At 47.5% G+C, this 16,661-nt stretch carries 19 protein-coding genes; 11 read left to right on the top strand and 8 right to left on the bottom strand.

Annotated elements, in window-relative coordinates:
- Positions 1–87: 87 nt before the first annotated feature.
- The 3 genes from ACCC71_RS02005 to ACCC71_RS02015 all read right to left on the bottom strand — a co-directional run bounded on the left by ACCC71_RS02005 (position 88) and on the right by ACCC71_RS02015 (position 2,541).
- A complete protein-coding gene (locus ACCC71_RS02005) occupies positions 88–1,305 on the bottom strand; it encodes a BMP family ABC transporter substrate-binding protein (protein ID WP_434310773.1) in 1,218 nt (405 codons plus the stop codon).
- Between the two features lie 119 nt (positions 1,306–1,424).
- The gene (locus ACCC71_RS02010) at positions 1,425–2,114 is read right to left on the bottom strand and encodes a YczE/YyaS/YitT family protein (RefSeq protein WP_434310774.1); all 690 of its coding nucleotides are present in this window, start codon (positions 2,112–2,114) and stop codon (positions 1,425–1,427) included.
- Between the two features lie 10 nt (positions 2,115–2,124).
- Positions 2,125–2,541, bottom strand: coding sequence for a GNAT family N-acetyltransferase (locus ACCC71_RS02015; protein WP_434310775.1), 417 nt, complete (start codon positions 2,539–2,541; stop codon positions 2,125–2,127).
- 100 nt (positions 2,542–2,641) lie between these two features.
- On the opposite strand from ACCC71_RS02015, the gene ACCC71_RS02020 reads away from it, so the two are divergent.
- From ACCC71_RS02020 to ACCC71_RS02035, 4 genes are read left to right on the top strand one after another with little or no spacing between them, the layout of a single operon-like run.
- The gene (locus ACCC71_RS02020) at positions 2,642–3,208 is read left to right on the top strand and encodes a rhomboid family intramembrane serine protease (RefSeq protein ID WP_434310776.1); all 567 of its coding nucleotides are present in this window, start codon (positions 2,642–2,644) and stop codon (positions 3,206–3,208) included.
- Between the two features lie 20 nt (positions 3,209–3,228).
- Positions 3,229–3,378: a hypothetical protein gene (locus tag ACCC71_RS02025; protein WP_434310777.1), complete on the top strand. Its 150-nt coding sequence runs from the start codon at positions 3,229–3,231 to the stop codon at positions 3,376–3,378.
- A complete protein-coding gene (locus ACCC71_RS02030; protein ID WP_434310778.1) occupies positions 3,341–3,607 on the top strand; it encodes a DUF3990 domain-containing protein in 267 nt (88 codons plus the stop codon). Before ACCC71_RS02025 ends, ACCC71_RS02030 begins: the two co-directional genes overlap by 38 nt.
- On the top strand, positions 3,604–3,813 hold the full coding sequence (locus ACCC71_RS02035) for a DUF3791 domain-containing protein (RefSeq protein ID WP_434310779.1): 210 nt from the start codon (positions 3,604–3,606) through the stop codon (positions 3,811–3,813). Before ACCC71_RS02030 ends, ACCC71_RS02035 begins: the two co-directional genes overlap by 4 nt.
- 123 nt (positions 3,814–3,936) lie before the next feature.
- On the opposite strand, the gene ACCC71_RS02040 is transcribed toward ACCC71_RS02035, so the two are convergent.
- A complete protein-coding gene (locus tag ACCC71_RS02040; protein WP_434310780.1) occupies positions 3,937–5,379 on the bottom strand; it encodes an SLC13 family permease in 1,443 nt (480 codons plus the stop codon).
- A gap of 25 nt (positions 5,380–5,404) precedes the next feature.
- The gene (locus tag ACCC71_RS02045) at positions 5,405–6,673 is read right to left on the bottom strand and encodes an FAD-dependent oxidoreductase (RefSeq protein ID WP_434310781.1); all 1,269 of its coding nucleotides are present in this window, start codon (positions 6,671–6,673) and stop codon (positions 5,405–5,407) included.
- Between the two features lie 562 nt (positions 6,674–7,235).
- Between ACCC71_RS02045 and ACCC71_RS02050 the strand changes: the two genes are divergently transcribed.
- Positions 7,236–8,156 (top strand): LysR family transcriptional regulator, encoded by a 921-nt coding sequence (locus ACCC71_RS02050; protein ID WP_434310782.1) that lies wholly within the window; start codon positions 7,236–7,238, stop codon positions 8,154–8,156.
- Between the two features lie 62 nt (positions 8,157–8,218).
- On the opposite strand, the gene ACCC71_RS02055 is transcribed toward ACCC71_RS02050, so the two are convergent.
- Positions 8,219–9,472, bottom strand: a complete 1,254-nt coding sequence (locus ACCC71_RS02055; RefSeq protein ID WP_434310783.1) for an FAD-dependent oxidoreductase — start codon at positions 9,470–9,472, stop codon at positions 8,219–8,221.
- Positions 9,473–9,499: 27 nt separating this feature from the next.
- Positions 9,500–10,939 (bottom strand): SLC13 family permease, encoded by a 1,440-nt coding sequence (locus ACCC71_RS02060; protein ID WP_434310784.1) that lies wholly within the window; start codon positions 10,937–10,939, stop codon positions 9,500–9,502.
- A gap of 307 nt (positions 10,940–11,246) precedes the next feature.
- Between ACCC71_RS02060 and ACCC71_RS02065 the strand changes: the two genes are divergently transcribed.
- Both ACCC71_RS02065 and ACCC71_RS02070 read left to right on the top strand, forming a co-directional pair.
- A complete protein-coding gene (locus ACCC71_RS02065; RefSeq protein ID WP_434310785.1) occupies positions 11,247–12,185 on the top strand; it encodes a LysR family transcriptional regulator in 939 nt (312 codons plus the stop codon).
- A gap of 119 nt (positions 12,186–12,304) precedes the next feature.
- A complete protein-coding gene (locus ACCC71_RS02070) occupies positions 12,305–13,012 on the top strand; it encodes a response regulator (RefSeq protein ID WP_434310786.1) in 708 nt (235 codons plus the stop codon).
- Between the two features lie 93 nt (positions 13,013–13,105).
- Here ACCC71_RS02070 and ACCC71_RS02075 read toward each other — a convergent pair whose 3' ends face one another.
- Complete coding sequence (locus tag ACCC71_RS02075; protein WP_434310787.1) at positions 13,106–13,453, bottom strand: sporulation initiation factor Spo0A C-terminal domain-containing protein; 348 nt, start codon at positions 13,451–13,453, stop codon at positions 13,106–13,108.
- A gap of 438 nt (positions 13,454–13,891) precedes the next feature.
- Between ACCC71_RS02075 and ACCC71_RS02080 the strand changes: the two genes are divergently transcribed.
- The 4 genes from ACCC71_RS02080 to ACCC71_RS02095 all read left to right on the top strand — a co-directional run bounded on the left by ACCC71_RS02080 (position 13,892) and on the right by ACCC71_RS02095 (position 16,634).
- Positions 13,892–14,263, top strand: coding sequence for a DUF134 domain-containing protein (locus ACCC71_RS02080; RefSeq protein WP_434310788.1), 372 nt, complete (start codon positions 13,892–13,894; stop codon positions 14,261–14,263).
- Positions 14,256–15,107, top strand: coding sequence for a P-loop NTPase (locus tag ACCC71_RS02085; protein WP_434310789.1), 852 nt, complete (start codon positions 14,256–14,258; stop codon positions 15,105–15,107). The genes ACCC71_RS02080 and ACCC71_RS02085 overlap by 8 nt, the downstream gene beginning before the upstream one ends.
- Entirely contained in the window at positions 15,104–15,490 is a 387-nt protein-coding gene (locus ACCC71_RS02090; RefSeq protein WP_434310790.1) for a NifB/NifX family molybdenum-iron cluster-binding protein, read from the top strand. Before ACCC71_RS02085 ends, ACCC71_RS02090 begins: the two co-directional genes overlap by 4 nt.
- 250 nt (positions 15,491–15,740) lie before the next feature.
- The gene (locus tag ACCC71_RS02095; protein ID WP_434310791.1) at positions 15,741–16,634 is read left to right on the top strand and encodes a cation diffusion facilitator family transporter; all 894 of its coding nucleotides are present in this window, start codon (positions 15,741–15,743) and stop codon (positions 16,632–16,634) included.
- Positions 16,635–16,661: the final 27 nt, after the last annotated feature.

The following is a 16,661-nucleotide window of genomic DNA, read 5'->3' on the forward strand; positions in this document are numbered from 1 at the left end:
CTTCTCCCTCCTCTTTACGCCTTCTCAGAAAAAGGACAGAGTCGCAAGCAGCGGCTCTGTCCCAAAGTTCCAGAGTAAAGTTTAGATTTATTCTTTCACGGTAATGCCTTCCAGAATAAAGTTGAAGCTGGGAGCGGAAGCCGGCTCTTTGAAGGTCTCGCCGTCCGGAACCGCAACATTTCCTTCATTGTCATTCAGGGGGCCGGTGAAGACATCCCAATCCGTCGTTAACAGTTTTTCGCGGGCAGCGTCGATGGCGTCTTTGGTGCCGTCAGCAACGATGCTTTCGTTTAACGGAGAGATGTCGCAGACACCGTCTTTCAGGCCTTTGGACCAGTCAACGTCAATGGCCTCACCTTTGGCTACGCAGGTGACTGCGTACTCCAGATAAATGGACCAATCCCAGATCGCAGAAGTCAGGGAAGCTTTGGGAGCAGCTTCTCTCATGTCAGAGTTATAGCCGACATGGAAGACACCGTTCTGCTCAGCCGTGCTGGCGGCAGCGGTGGAGTCACAGTGCTGTCCAATGACGTCACAGCCGTCGTCGATCAAAGCTTTGGCAACCTGGGCTTCTTTCGTCGGATCGTTCCAGCTGTTGGTGTACATAACTTCCATCGTTACATCCGGGTTTACGCTTTTCGCGCCCAGATAAAAGGCGTCGTAACCGCTGATAACTTCAGGCGTAGCCATGGCGGCTACATAGCCGAGTTTGTTGGTGCTTGTCTTCAGACCAGCGGCAATACCGGACAGGTAGCGGGCCTGATGGATTTCACCGAAGTAGTTGTGAACATTGCTCAGTCCGCTGGTAGCCGCCTGATAACCGGTAGCATGGCAGAATTGAACGTCAGGGTATTCCTTTGCAACTTCCAGGACATAGTTTTCAAATCCAAAGCTGGTTGCAAAGATGATGTTGCAGCCGGCGTCGACCAGCTCGCGCAGCGCGGTGCCGCATTCCGCATCTTCTTTGATGTTAAACTTGTTGATGATCTGAGTATCAGCGTCAAGACCAAGTTCTTTTGCCATTTTTTCTGTTCCCAGGTTGTGATTGTAGGTATAGCCTTTGTCACTGGGATCCGAGATGTGGACAAAGCCAATTTTCAGCTGGGAATAGTCGACATCCCCTGCCGCAGCGGTAGTTCCCTCGGCAGCAGCAGTAGTGTCTTTTGTCGCGGCGGTCGTCTCGCTAGCCGCGGTGGTTTCTGCCGCGGTAGTAGGCGCGGCGGTGGTTTCGCTATTTCCACTGCCGCAGGCGGCTAAGCCGAAAATCATGGCGAAACTCAAAAATACAGATACAACTTTTTTCATAAACGTTTCCTCCTTTTTTGTATGCAACGAGTGTATCATTTTTCAAGTGTACTGTCAATTCTTTCGCTGACGAATCGAAAGATAATTGTAGGAAAAGCGTGAAAGTCAGGGCGTGTTACTTAATTTTCGAATAGACTTCGTAATTTGATACCGTCTTTAAAGCAAAAGATAGAATTCATCCTATGACTAAACATTCCAATGAGCCATCCGTTTAGAAGCGCGCATAGAATCGTACCTATTTTTACACCTTCAAAATGCCACATTCCAAAAAAGGCAAAAGATAAAGCAATTCCAAGCAGGCAGCTGCAACAATCATAAACCGTTTTTACTTTACTGATATCTTTTTTCCATTTATTGGAGATTTCTTTGACAAACAATTCGTATGCTTCCGGAGAAATGTAAGAGTGAAAAAACATGGATACGCCTATCGCGCAGAAAATCATACCAAAAACATAATAAGCCAGCCTGGCGGCTGTTGTGCAGGCTGGAATCAGAGAAACAATAGAAATGGATAAATCCAAGGTAAAACCATAAATTACGGCTGTAATAAATGAAAAGAGATAACTCTTTTTAAATTTACCCAATACGAGAAAAATGACAATCAGCAATACTGCCTGAAAGATATATTCGGATACCCCAAAGGAATACCACGGGAAATACTGCGATAGTTTTAGGTGAATGACGTATGCCGGCGCAACTACCATAGACATGCCAAAGTCCGCCTGCTCCATCAAGGCTGTGCCAAATGCCAGCGCAATCATTCCTACCACATAAGCAAATTCTGTAAAAAATACTCTTTTCGTTTTCATTCGATAACTCTTATCTTGGTCGTGGTTTACGGATTTCCATCAGATCGCCGGGGCGGCTGGTCCGCTGAAAACCACACTTTTCATAGAAGGAATGGGCATAGGTGGTGACCAGCATCCATTGATAAACATCCGTAAGGTCTGGGTGATTTAAAATATGGGAGACCATTTGTTCTCCGATACCGGAATCACGATATGCCTCATCCACAATCACATCCATCAGGTAGGCAAAACGGGTTTTGTCGGAGACGACACGGGCATAGCCAATCTGCGTCCCGTCTTCCAGGAACGCGCCGATGACGACGGCGGAGTTTTCCGCGCCTTTTTTCACTTCTGCCTCGGAGATTTTTGGGCTCCAGTGGGTAGCAGACAGCATGGATGTCACTTTTGGAAAATCGATGACGTCGAAACCTTCTCGGATTGTAAACATAGATGGATGATCCTCCCATGAGATTCTAACATAGATCGGGAAAAAAGCAAGGAAAAGTTTCCGATTTTGTGTTAGAATATGACCTGAGGGGGGTATTGTTATGAGAAGAAACATCTTTTGGAGGATTCAATATAATTCTCCGGTGGTGCTAACATTTGCGCTGATATCCTTTGCCGCGCTTTTTCTGGGACAGCTGACGCAGGGATGGACGGATCAGTATCTCTTTTGCGTCTATCGCAGCTCCCTACTGGACCCTTTGACCTATATACGGTTATTTGGACATGTGCTCGGCCATGCGAACCTGGCGCACCTGACCGGAAACATGATGCTGTTTTTGCTGTTGGGGCCGATTTTGGAGGAGAAATATGGCAGCCGGGCTTTGCTGCAGATGTTTGTTCTTGTTGCAGTGGTAACTGGAGTAGTTAATATGATCTTTTTTCCCGGTACCGCTTTGATGGGCGCCAGCGGGATCGTTTTCATGATGATTATATTGGCATCCATGACCAGCGTAGGGCGCAGGCAGATTCCGCTGACCCTTATCATTGTGGCGGTTTTGTACCTGGGACAGGAAGTTTATGACGGTTTATTTGTGATGGATAACATTTCTCATCTGTCGCATATAGTAGGCGGCGTTTGCGGATGCGCGTTTGGTTTCACCAGAAAATAGGATGGGAGGAGGCAGAAATTATGGATGATAGAAATAAGTGTAACAGTAAAGAGTTAGAATTTGCAATTTTTTGCATTGAAAATGTCGCTGCAAAATTGAATGTTGATGCACAGAAGATATACTCGGCGCTTCATGAGCAGACTGACATTTTGTCGGAAAGAATGGCTTGATTTTATTCTTAATTGCCGTAGCGGCAATGATACAACAGATTATGATATTGTTATTGGTGGCGTAGCAAATGACAAGGTGTTTAACACAGTCGAGTTGTTCTTTGATGGGCTGATAGATAAATCAGCAATCCGTCGTTTGCGATACGAGAAGCCAAATCTTCAAATATGTTTTCGTTCAGAGCGCGCGATCAGTGAGTATCTGCGGTTTGAAGGGAGTGAAAAACTATGAATGCGAATCCGATTTTATTACAGAAAAAATATGCACGAGTGGTAGAACTTTTTGCAAAAGAGAAGGGGATGACGCTGGAAGAAGCATTAGACATTTTCTATCATTCGGAGTTGTATAAATTGATGAGTAAGGGTATATCCGATATGCACTGTATGAGCGATGAATATCTGGTGCAGGAACTTGAAAATGAGTTAGACGCTATATGAAGATGTTTCTATGCTTATCAGTAAATGAAGTAATCGATATTCCAGTAAGAAAAGGCTGCCCCAATCAAGGGCAGCCTTTTTCATTCTACAGGAAATTCCTCATTCCCAACCGAAAAATGTTTGTTACAGGATGGCAGCAGCAATCGGATAGCCGATAAAAGCTAAGATTAACATACTGGCAATCGCCATCAGTCCACCGTATTTGAACATTGCTTTTACATCCACCCAGCCGGTACCGGCCACGACAGCCATCGGCATGGTGCTGGGCGGGGTGGCGAACGCGTAAGAAGCGGCGGCGCCGATGACGGAGGCCAGAGCTACCATGTTGACATTCCCCATCGCCAGAGCGATCGGCGCGGAGATGGTGTAAAATACAGTGGCGCACACGGTGTTGGAAGAGAAATTCGTACACAGGATGCAGAGGACGGAGATAACCAGGATAAAGATGGACGGATTCATGCCCTCAACCAGCGGAGAAACCTTCGCTACCAGGAAATCAGAAATACCGACCTTTTCCAGAACCAAAGCACCGCTTAGAACTAAAACAGCTGCATTAAAGATTAAGGCGGTCCAGGGTACGCCGTTGGTCGCCGCATCCTTAAAGTTCATCACCGGTTTTCCATCGATTTCTACGACGCACAGAATAATAATGGCAATCAGAACAGGAACGGCATTTCCCAACCCGGCCAGATAAGCGCCAAAGGTAGGAAGAATATTCTTCAGGCAGCCCTGCAGGATCCAGATCAGGATAACAACCACGAACAACGCAGAGGACAGTTTTTCCTGCTTTGTCATCGGCTTGATTTCCGCGCGCAGAGAGGCTACGTCATAAGACTGCAGTTTCGTAATATCGGGGCGATAAAGGAAACGATAAATCAAAATCAGAACCAGGAAGATGAGAACGCCCGTTGCGATACCAAAAATGCTGTAGGAAACAATATTGACGCTAAGGCCGGTCTGCTCCGCCAACAGTTGAATCGGAATCAGAATGATCGCATGGCCTAAAGGGGTATTGGCGGAACCGATTCCTACGGCAATGCCAAGGCCTAAAACTAACATTTGAGGAAAACGGTCCCCTTTGGTGTAGCCCAATTCTTTGAAAATCTGTTCTGCAATCGGAAGAAAGATGAGTAGGGCTGCTGTTTGCGACATAAAGGAGGCCATAAACATAGCGCCGAATAGAAACATGATAATAAAAGCCCAGGGGCCTTTTCTGGCCACCTTATTGGTGATGCACCAGATCGCCATCCGGCGGGAAAAGCCCACCTGGCTCAGTACGTGGCTTAACATAAAGAACACAAGCAGGAAAGCAATCGTTGCATTTCCGAATCCGCTCTTAAAGATATCGCCAGGTTTCATAATCTCAAAGACAGCCAGCAAGGCCATGCAGAGAAAACTTGGCCAGTCGATTCCGACGAAATTCCACATCAGCATGATGCCGATAAAAAGGCCGATTACCTGCATACTGGTGAAGGATAGGCCTTCCGGCGCGGGAAGGAACGGAAAACCGACGATAAAGAGGATGGAAATGATCATCATAACCAGTTTGGTTTTATTTTGTTTCATAGTGACTCTCCTTTCGTATGTTGGGTTAACGGGAATATTTCTGTTTCAGATAGGAGGAAAGGGAAGCGGCAGTTAACTCATCCAGTTTCCTTCCTTCCCGTTTCGCGAAAGCTACGGCGTATCCAGCTGATTCACCGACGTTCATCATGATCGGCATCACTCGGATCGCAGCGAAAGCTTCTTTTTCCGCGCTCAGACATTTTCCGGCCACAAGCGTCCGATGCAGCCCTTTGGGCAGTAAGCTTCGATAAGGAATGTGGTAGACGCCGGGCAGAACTTTCCAGATGACCGTGTTGGTAACTGGATCGTGGATATCCATGGGATAACAGCCGCAGGCAACGCTGTCCTCAAATGGAATCATCTGTTCCAGATCATCCAGGGTTAAGGTATATTGTCCATAGATACGACGGCTTTCCCGAATGCCGATGCTGTTCGCAATACTGGAAATATAGGAATGTTCCATGCCGGGGACCCGTCCGCGGATGAAATGGTGAACCGGCAAAATTTGACGGCGGGCTTCCATCAGGCCCTTAGAAGCGGCGCGGGCGTCCTCATAGTCAAATTTGGCCCGTGTTACATTGAGACTGACATCCTTGGTATTCGGGATGGGAGTAAAGGCCAAAATCTTTCCTTTTAGAATACCGGTGTCATAGCCATCTTGAATCACTTTTGAAAGTTCACCGCTGTGGATAAATCGGTTTAAGGGTTCCTGATCGACATTGGATAGGCGAAACATTAGAGTAGAAACCAACTGTTTTTGGGCGTCAGTTTTGATGGTTTCTTTTCCCAGCTTTCGGATGAGATCTGCATTTCCAGTGGCGTCAATGAGATATTGGCTGGTCAATGGAAAAGACTCATACAGGCTGTGCGCATGGACGATGCAGCAATCTTCCTTCTCTTCGGCAGCATCCAGCATCGTCTCATAAAACAAGGTTACGCCGCTCTCAGCTGCCTTTTTATCCAGGAGGAGTTTGGTTTGTTCTGGATCGAAGCGGAGCCGGTCAATTTTGACCTCCTTGTTGGATGACATTGGCACTCCAAAGTGGTATTCGGCGTATCCCCCGGCAATCATTTCGTCAAAAATTTCTTTTTCAAGGCCATGATAGAGGGGGGTACCCTGAAAACCGGCTGCATTCATTTCCGTCAAACCGGAACCGGTCATCGTTCCGCCAAGATAAGAATTTTTCTCGATTACGGCAACGGAAAGCCCTTCCCTGGCGGCCGCGATGGCGCTGATAGCGCCGGCGGTTCCGCCGCCCACAACGATTAAATCAAATGACTCTGGAACGGACATAAATGTGCTCCTTTCTATCGTGTGTTATGCTGCTTATTTTACTCATTTTAACGGAAGGAAACAATTTTTTATTGGAAAGAAAGAATTCCATATTGGAAAGAGATAATACCTTCAATTGACAAGGATATACACGGTTAGGACAGAGTGAATTTTGCTTTCTGCATCGTTAGTTTCACTCAGCGTACGACCGGTACGCATCGTTCAACTGCCTTGCAGAAAGCAAAATTTATCTCTGCCTAACTCTGCGACCTCAAGCGGAGAGAATTTGGGCATCGTCCAGGCATCTGACAGAGGCGTACTGGACGTACGCCGATGGAAGATAACACAGAAGATGCCCAAATTATCCCGCTATGAGGCGTGTATGCTCTTGTCAATTGAAGGTAGCATTACTTTTAAAAATAAAATGGAATAACCGGGTTTTCCACTGGGAAATAAGTCTGGTAGAACATGTCGGATCGTGTTATACTAACAGTATTCCGTCGACAAGGGCACACACGGTCAGGACAGCAAAGCGAAATTTTTTGTTTTATGCCCTGTAACAGAGAAGAAAGGCAGTCTTTCTATGGATATCGAACAGTTGCGCTGTGTATTGGCAGTAGAACAATGCGGTACATTTTTGGATGCTTCTTTTCAGTTGAATCATTCTCAGTCCTCTGTTTCTAAGAGTATTCAGCGTCTGGAAGATGAGCTGGGAGTGAAAATTTTTGCCAGAACGACCCGCCGGGTTGCTCTTACTCCTTTTGGCCAGGAGTTTGTCAAGCAAGCGGAGGAAATTCTGGCGTGTTATGAAAGGATCCTGGAGGAAGCGAAAAAAGACCGCAAGAGAACGTATGGCCAGCTTCGTATTGGCAGCATTACCTTTGGACGCAACAATCGTCTGGATCCGCTGATCGCTCGTTTTGTCCGTCTGTATCCGGGGATTGAGGTGGATATGCGGGAGGGCATGACTACGCCACTGATGCAGGATTTGCGGGCGCATAAGCTGGACGTTGTTTTTGCTTCCAGTATGTACTTGAAAAATGAACCGCCCAATAATTTTTCTAAGGATCCAGAATACTGCTCTTTTTCCTGCTATCAGGATGATTACTATCTGGTGGCGCATAAAGATCACCCGCTGGCAAAACGGGAGCGGGTCGATTATAAAGACTTGGAAAAGGAAGCGTTGATCACCACAGAGCGGACCATGGACGTATACCACAAAGCCATCCGGCGGGCATTTGAAAAGCATCAGGTACCCTTTGCCGTGTCTATGTACTGCAATTCTACACGCTCCGTCCAATATATGGTGGCTCAGAATTTGGGCGTATCGATTTTATCCACCTTGGTAATTGAGGAGAATGAAAATATCCGTCTGATTCCCATGAACGATCCGCTGGTGCGGGATACGCAGATGGTGATTTTAAATCAAAAGGAAATTCCGCCGCATATTAAAGCGTTTTATCAGTTTGTAAAGAGAGAAACAAGGGAGAAGGAAGAAGAATAAGGAAAAACCTGCTATGCAATCGAAGGAACCTTTTGCATAGCAGGTTTTCTTTTTTCCCAAAATTATCCCAGCAGCTGTTCTTTCAAAATGCTTCCATCAAGCGTGTTGACCTCGCAGCCGCGGTTTAAGCTTTCGGCGGCGGCCATAGCGGCGGCCTCACCAAGGCGCATACAGGTAATCATCACGCGAATGCAGGCATGCGCTTCATGTTCGGCAGAGATGCAGCGTCCGGCCAGAACTAGGTTGGACGCTTCCTTTACGATCATGGCCCGGTAGGGGACGTAGAAAACGCCTGTTTTCGGCTTTACGACATGGCTGCCGACGCCGTTGGCATCGTGAATGTCAATGGGATAGGAACTCTTGGCAACTGCGTCCGGGAATTCATGGCCTTCCAGTACGTCTTCGTTGCTGAGCACATACTGGCCCATGATGCGGCGGCTGTCGCGCAGACCAGTAAAATCACCGGTGGTGACTAAGTAGGCGTGTTCAAATCCGGGAACATTTTCAATGAAGAAACGGCTGATCTTGCGTACTTGCCGCCTAGCTTCCATCTCTGCTTTGCTCCAGGCCAAGGTATCCAGAGGATTAATCTTGACGCGGCTCATATTGGATTGGAAAACGCCGTTTGGCAGCGGACGAGCAAGCAAATTATTCACGTAAAGGCAGCCCTGTTCCAGTCCCTTTTTTGCCAGGGCAGTTTTTTCGGACTGTGTTACCTTGGCATAACGTTCGGCGTCTACTCCGGCGATCTGATAAATTAACGTGCCAGGCTGCAGTACGCCGTCTTCATCGCCCATTTTCCACTGGCAGCCGCAGGCGACGGCTACGGAACCGTGGAAGGTAGCGTCAATCACGATACGTCCTGTGATTGATTGAACTCCTTCCACATTGTGAATGGTCAGGCTGCTGATTTTGCCGTCGGTCATTTGGGCGCCAATCACGCGGGTGTGAAGCAGAATATCGACGCCCGCTTCCGATACCATATCATCCATGATATCCTTTAAGATATCCGGTTGGTAAGGAATGACGGAAACATCGAGATTTTTATCGCCGGAAAGATAGATGTGGCTCATTCCCTGGCTGCCTTTCGCCGCTTTGAGACGGCTGAGCAGTTCTTTTACCAGTCCGCGCAGACTTTCCTCGGTCTCGTCGTTGGCGAACCCCATGAACTGACTGATCTGCGCTCCGGTGGCGGTACCGCCGAGATAGGCGTTTTCTTCAATGAGCAGGGTGTTTTTTCCGGCCTTTGCCGCGGTGACGGCGGCGGCAAAACCAGCCGTGCCGCCGCCTACAACAATTACATCGTATTGTTTCATCGAAAACCTCATTTCAAATGGTAGCAATTACATCAAAGCTGCGGCAATGGGATATCCCACAAAAGAGAGTACCAGAACGCACAGGAGGGAAAGTAATAATCCATATTTTAACATAAAATCTGTTTTTAACCAACCAGTACCGGCGGCAATTGCTGCGTGGGCGGTGGAGGGCGGAGTAGCCAAAGCTACGCTGGCGCCCGCGCCGATGATACAAGTCAGGGCGGCAGGATTTACTCCCGCGATTGCGCCGCCGTAGACCAGCGGTAGAGAGATGCTGTAAAGCAAGGTAACGGTAACCGTGTTGGAAGCAAAGTTGGTAATCAACAGAGTAAAGAAGCAAACAATAAATACAAAAAATGCAGGGGACATATTGCTGATAATAGGAGTCAAAGCATCTACCACAACCGCGGTCAGGCCAACATCTTCGTTGGTCAGAGCATTGCCTAAAATACTAGTAGCGGCAACCATCATCACAGCGCCCCACGGAACCTTGGCAATCGACTGGCCGAACTCCATCAGGGGCTTGCCCTTGATGCAGATCAGGCAAAGAACGACCGTACCGATCATCGGCGGAACGGGCGTACCCAGGCTGGAGATAGCGGCGGCTACGCCAGGAAGCACGGGTTTGATGATACCAGGCAGCATCCACATGGCTACCACAACGCCGAACACAATCAAGGTCAGCTTTTCATCTAGCTGCATCGGAGCTACGCCCTTCTTTAATACATCGGAATCCAGGCTTTTCAGACGGTCCATATCGGGGCGGAATACGTATTTTACCAGCAGCATAGAAAGGATGAAGATAACGGCGGCTGAAACAATGCCAAAGATCGTATACTTCACAAAGTCGATCGGCATGGTCATATCCTGTTCATACAGGGACATGGACAGAATCGGCACGGTGTGTGCAATGGGGGTAGTGATGGTGGACAGGGAAGCAAAGAACAAAAGGCCCAGAATCACAACCTGTGGGAAGCGGTCTCCTTTTTCGTAGCCGAGTTCTGCAAAAATTTGTTCCGCAATCGGCACAAATACCATGAATGCTGGAATCGGAGACATAAAGGAGCCGATAACCAGCGGAGCTAAAAACAGCAGCGCCAAAAACATCCACGGATTCTTCTTCGTAAAGGGGCGGGTGACAAACCATACGGCGGCACGTTTGGTGAAACCGGTTTGTCCCAGCCCAAAGCTTAGCATGGAACTAAAGAGAACGAAGGATACGACCCAGTTACCCATGGAAGCCTGTAAGCCGGCGGAATAGGTATAAAGAGGGGTGGTAATCAGGGCCACGATGCAGAGAATGCTGGGCCAGGTAACAGAGACAAACAGCCAGAGTACGATGGTTCCCAGGAACACGCCGGCTACGCTCATGCCAAGTTCAGATAGACCAAACATAGGGGGCAGAAAGCGGGTTCCGAATAGGAGCAGCACACCGATGATGGTTGCAATCCATTTCTTTGTATTCATAGTCAGATTTCCTTTCTTTGATGAATCAGTTGCCAAATTCGTCTGCGCAAACGAAAGCTGAACTTCTTGTATATGATTATAGCAAAAACGGATAACAGGAAGCAATTCGATATTGGAAGGATTTATTCTTGTTAGGAATAAATGTAAAATGGCCGGCAGTAATTCTCCAATTTGCGAATAGAAAGAAAGGTTTCCAATATGGAAAGGGAGGTTTCCATATTAGAAAGAGAAGGGTATATTGTCTTTGCAAACACAAATGTTATAATACAGAAAACGGTACTTTCTATTGTACGGAGGAGAGCGGCGGATGGATCTGTTTCAATTGAAATGTTTTGTCAGAATTGTAGATTGCAAAAGTTTCACGGAAGCTTCCTATGAAGAGGCGATTTCCCAATCGTCCCTTTCCAAATATATCAGTAAATTGGAGGACGAACTGAAAGTAAAACTTTTTGACCGCAGTAAGAGACAAGTAGAACTTACGCCGGCTGGCCGGGAGTTTGAGCAATATGCGCGGACGATGCTAAACGAATATGAGCAGATGAAACATGCGATGAAAAAGTATTCGGTTGGAGGAATTTTGCATATTGGCAGCATTGAACATATGGGACGGGTTGGGTTGACCACGCCAATCGCTTCTTTTTTAAATCAATTCCCAGATGGAGATGTAGAGATCGAGATTGAAAAGGGCGATACTTTGAGCCTAATGAATTTATTGGCTGTCAAAAAGATCGATATGGCGTTTATCGCTCATATCATATCGGCGGGAGGGGAAACCTCCAATATCGATGGGTATGATCTGGCTGCTTTTGATCGATATACTTTGGTAGAAGACGAATATCATTTGATTGTGAGCAGGAACCATCCGCTAGCCGGTAAGACATCGGTTTCCTGGGCAGCGTTGGCGGAGGAAAAATTAGTGATACTGGATCAAAGCTACAGCTTGAATGCAGTGATCCGAGACTCTTTCCGCCAAGCGGGAATTGTGCCGCATATTGCGTTTGAATGCGATCAGGTGGATACGATTCTCGGCCTGGTGGAAGAAAACTTTGGCGTATCTTTGCTTTCGAAACGAGTGGCGACCGCCCAGTATGATGTGACGGCGATCCGGTTGGACCGACCGCTATCCCGGAATACCGTGTTGGTTGTACCGAAAGAGATTGAGAAGAAGCGGAAATTGATTCAACAGTTTGTCTGCCATATGGTAAAATATTATGAGAAGGACGGCCAAGGCGGCAGCCGGATTTAAAGGAGAAGATTGGATGGGGATTTCCTCTTGCGGAGGATGGAATTCTGCTTTATAATCTTTTTGGATAAGCCTATTTTCTGCAATTTGTGGGAAAAGGTGAAGGAAGGAGGCGGATTCCAGTGTCCAATAAGGTACACATCCTGATCATTGAAGATGAAAAAAGTATCTGCAATTTTATCAAGGCTGCTCTTCAAGTACAAGATTACCGGATCAGCATTGCCCATACGGCGGCGGAAGGCTTGTCGATCATTACTTCCCGCTGCCCGGATCTAGTCTTGTTGGATTTAGGGCTTCCGGATATGGAGGGAAGCGAGATTATTCGAAAGGTGCGGGAGTGGTCTAGTCTGCCGGTGATCGTAATTTCTGCCAGGACCCAGGAGCGGGAGAAGGTTCAGGTTTTGGATTTGGGTGCGGACGACTATATTACAAAACCCTTTGGATCGTCGGAACTTCTGGCAAGGATTCGGACGGCGCTGCGTCACAATAATCAGCTGGTGACGCCCAATGGCGGTCCCAGTTCCTGCTATCAGGTTGGGGAGTTATGTATTGATTTTGCAAGGCGTATTGTGACTTTAGCAGGGCAGGAAATCCACTTGACTGCCGTAGAATATAAATTGGTGTCTCTGCTGGCAAAAAATGCGGGGCGTGTGGTGACCCATGATGCAATCATGACCCAGGTATGGGGGCCGTATGTGGAGGAAGATAATCGGATTCTGCGGGTGAATATGGCCAATATTCGCCGGAAGATTGAAAAAAATCCTGCGGAACCCCGGTATATTTTTACGGAGATTGGTATTGGCTACCGGATGGCGGAGGAGAACAGTTAAGACGGCAGAATGCGTCGCGGAAAATATTTTTGAAAGATATGGAAAAAACCACGGGCAGGCGTTTTGATGACGCTGTCCGTGGCTTTTTGGTTGTTACTTCTCTACTGATTCATTTTCTAAGCAATAATTGTAAAAATACAAGATTAGTTCACCGGGAGACGGTTTTTCTGTTAAACGGCGGCCCGCAATTCGTTCCAGTTCTTTTCGGTTCCCATGTTCCCAACAATCCTCCACGGCACGGGCGATGTTTCTAGCGACATTTTGAGGAGTGCTGCCAGTTTCCTTTGCAATTTCCGGATATAAGACACTGGTAAGGCAGCGAATAGGAAATTCTTTTTTCTGAACAACTGAAACAATAGCGCGGGTGAGCTGGCGGTAGCCCACGGAAGCTGGACGACCGGAGATGCCGACCACAAGTCGATAGATTTCTTTTTGTTTCATAGCGTTTTCCTCCTGATTCCTAATGCGTTTGATATGACAAAAATAGGGTAAAAACTGGTAAAAAAGAGGGTAATGGACAGAATTGGATATGAATGTGTAAAAGTAAAGGAAAAATCTGTATCTATTTCCACATCTTTCGACGGAAGGCGACAAATAGCAAGAGAACGTGGGGCAGATGGAAAATCAGTAAGAAATATTTTATCAAAATGCTTGTTAAAGAAACGCTAAAATACGACAAGCGCTCTTGTCTTCATCGAAACGTAATGTTATGATAAATATGCAAATAGTTTTTTCTCCTAAGGCGCAGGACCCTCCCATTCCCCTGCGCCTTTGCTCTGTTTAAAAAAGGATGAAAAAAGAGTTTTTGGGGAATACTTGACATATGTCAGAATCTGAGCTACACTATATTCGACATAAGTCAGAAATGGAGGTGCCTATATGCCAAGACCCCGGAAGTGCCGGCGGGTATGTTCTCTTCCTAGTATTGAAGGCGTAGCTCCCATTGGCGAGAGCGAGATGACAGACGACATCGTCATGAGCGTAGACGAGTATGAGGTGCTCCGCTTGATTGACTGGCAGGGGCTGACCCAGGAAGAATGCGCGGCGCAGATGGAGATTGCGCGTACGACGGTTACCGGAATCTATATGACGGCCCGGAGGAAACTGGCGGATGTCCTGGTGAACGGAAAGCGTCTTCGGATCGACGGCGGGGAGTTTGCTCTGTGTGAACACCGAACGGCAGGATGTGGAGCTGGGCGGGCATGCCCTTGCTGCAAAATAAGAAAAAGTGAGGAACTGGAAGATGAGTGAAAATTGTAGCCATAATTGTAAAACCTGCGGAAGCGACTGTTCCGAGCGGAAAGAACCGCAGAGTTTCCTGGAAAAACCCCATGAGATGTCTAAAATTCACCATGTGATCGCTGTCGTCAGCGGGAAGGGTGGAGTAGGAAAATCCTTGGTAACGTCGATGATGGCTGTTTTGATGCAGAGAAAAGGTTATCATGCGGCGATTTTGGATGCGGATGTGACTGGCCCCTCGATTCCAAAGGCATTTGGTATTCATGAGCGGGCGATGGCAAGCCCAGCCGGGATGCTTCCCGTGCCGACAAAGACTGGTATCGACGTTATGTCTTTGAATTTACTTTTGGACAGTGACACAGACCCGGTCGTTTGGCGCGGGCCGATGATTGCCGGCGCAGTAAAACAATTTTGGACAGACGTGATCTGGAAGGATGTCGATTATATGTTTGTGGATATGCCTCCGGGAACGGGCGATGTGCCGCTGACGGTGTTCCAGTCGATTCCAGTGGATGGGATTCTGGTGGTAGCGTCTCCCCAGGAATTGGTTTCTATGATTGTGGAAAAGGCTGTTAAGATGGCAGAGATGATGAAGATACCAGTATTGGGGCTGGTGGAGAACATGTCGTATTTCCAATGTCCGTCCTGCGGGGAAAAGCACAATATTTTCGGGGAAAGCCATATTGAAGAGATTGCAGTCCGCTATGGCATCAGCCATGTGGCTAAATTACCGATGGAGCCGAAGATCGCGGCTCTCTGCGATGCTGGTAAGATTGAGGACGTGGAAGGCGAATGGCTGGATCATATGGCCGGCCATCTGGAATATTTGAATCAAAATAAGGAGGAAGAGAAATGAAGATTGCAGTGACCTACGAAGAGGGACAGGTGTTTCAGCATTTTGGACACACGGAAGCTTTTAAAGTGTATGAAGTAGAAGCGGGGAAGGTCGTATCTTCCGAAGTAATCGGAACCGAAGGAAACGGACATGGCGCTTTGGCCGGATTCCTTGCGGAAAAAGGGGTAAGCGTGTTGATCTGCGGCGGTCTGGGAGGCGGCGCGCGTATGGCGTTGGCGGAAGCCGGCATTGAGCTTTATCCTGGTGTCAGCGGCAGTGCAGACGCTGCGGTGGAAGCTCTGCTTCAGGGAGATTTGAATTTTGATCCGAATACGACCTGTCATCATCACGACCATGAGCATGGAGAAGGTGGATCCTGCGGCAATCATGGCTGCCATCATTAAGACGGCTTTGACGTCTCATTGAGATATTTATATTTGAAAAGAGATGTGGCCAAAGGCTGCATCTCTTTTCAAATATAGGATTCAGGTGTAAAAAGGCCGCTTTTTTATACAGGGGCCCTTTTACACCTGAATCTATATAGGAAAGTATAGTCTATAGTTGACAAGAGCAGCGATTCGGAATAGGATAGAAAGAACAAAAACGGGAGCGTTTGGGGAGAAGGCGTGTTCCTGTTTCCGAAGGAGTTTTCAAATGAAGAAGAGAACAGATAGGAGTTCCCTGGAAATGAAACTGGCCATGCGGGTATCCACGGTGAGTATCGTTGGCAATCTGCTGCTGTCAGTGGGAAAGCTGGCGGCTGGCCTTTTGGCTCATTCCGGGGCGATGGTTTCCGACGCCGTTCACTCGGCTTCGGATGTGTTTAGTACTCTGATTGTAATTTTAGGTTTTAAACTGTCCAGGAAAAAAGCAGATGAAGATCATCCCTACGGCCATGAACGTCTGGAATGTGTAGCTGCTATTTTGCTGGCGGTGGCGCTTTTTGCTACTGGAATCGGGATTGGCTGGAAGGGTTTATCTACGATTCTTAGCAAAGATTACAGCAATTTGGCAGTGCCAGGGGCTTTGGCGTTGGCGGCGGCAGTTTTGTCCATTGTGGTGAAAGAGTGGATGTACTGGTATACCCGGAGAGCGGCCAAAAAAATTCATTCCGACGCCTTGATGGCGGACGCTTGGCATCACCGTTCCGATGCGCTTTCATCCGTCGGCGCGCTTGTGGGTATTGCAGGAGCGCGGATGGGGTATCCCATTATGGACTCGGTGGCCAGCGTGGTAATCTGCATTTTCATTTTTAAGGTGGCGATAGATGTCTTTCATGGCGCCATTGATAAGATGGTGGATAAATCCTGCAGTCCGGAGAGTGAAGCCAGGATGCGCTATGTGATTGAGACACAAAAGGGGGTCCTGGGAGTGGATTCTTTAAAAACGAGGGTCTTTGGCACAAGATATTATGTGGATGTGGAGATCGCTGCAGATGGAAATCTGACCTTGCGGGAGGGACATGAAATCGCCGAACGTGTGCATGAAGCGATTGAAAATCAGTTTGATATGGTAAAACACTGTATGGTTCATGTAAATCCCAGGTAAAGAACAGTCGTATATTTGGAAATTTAG

Source organism: Hominifimenecus sp. rT4P-3, assembly GCF_051055405.1.
Classification (GTDB): domain Bacteria; phylum Bacillota; class Clostridia; order Lachnospirales; family Lachnospiraceae; genus Pseudolachnospira.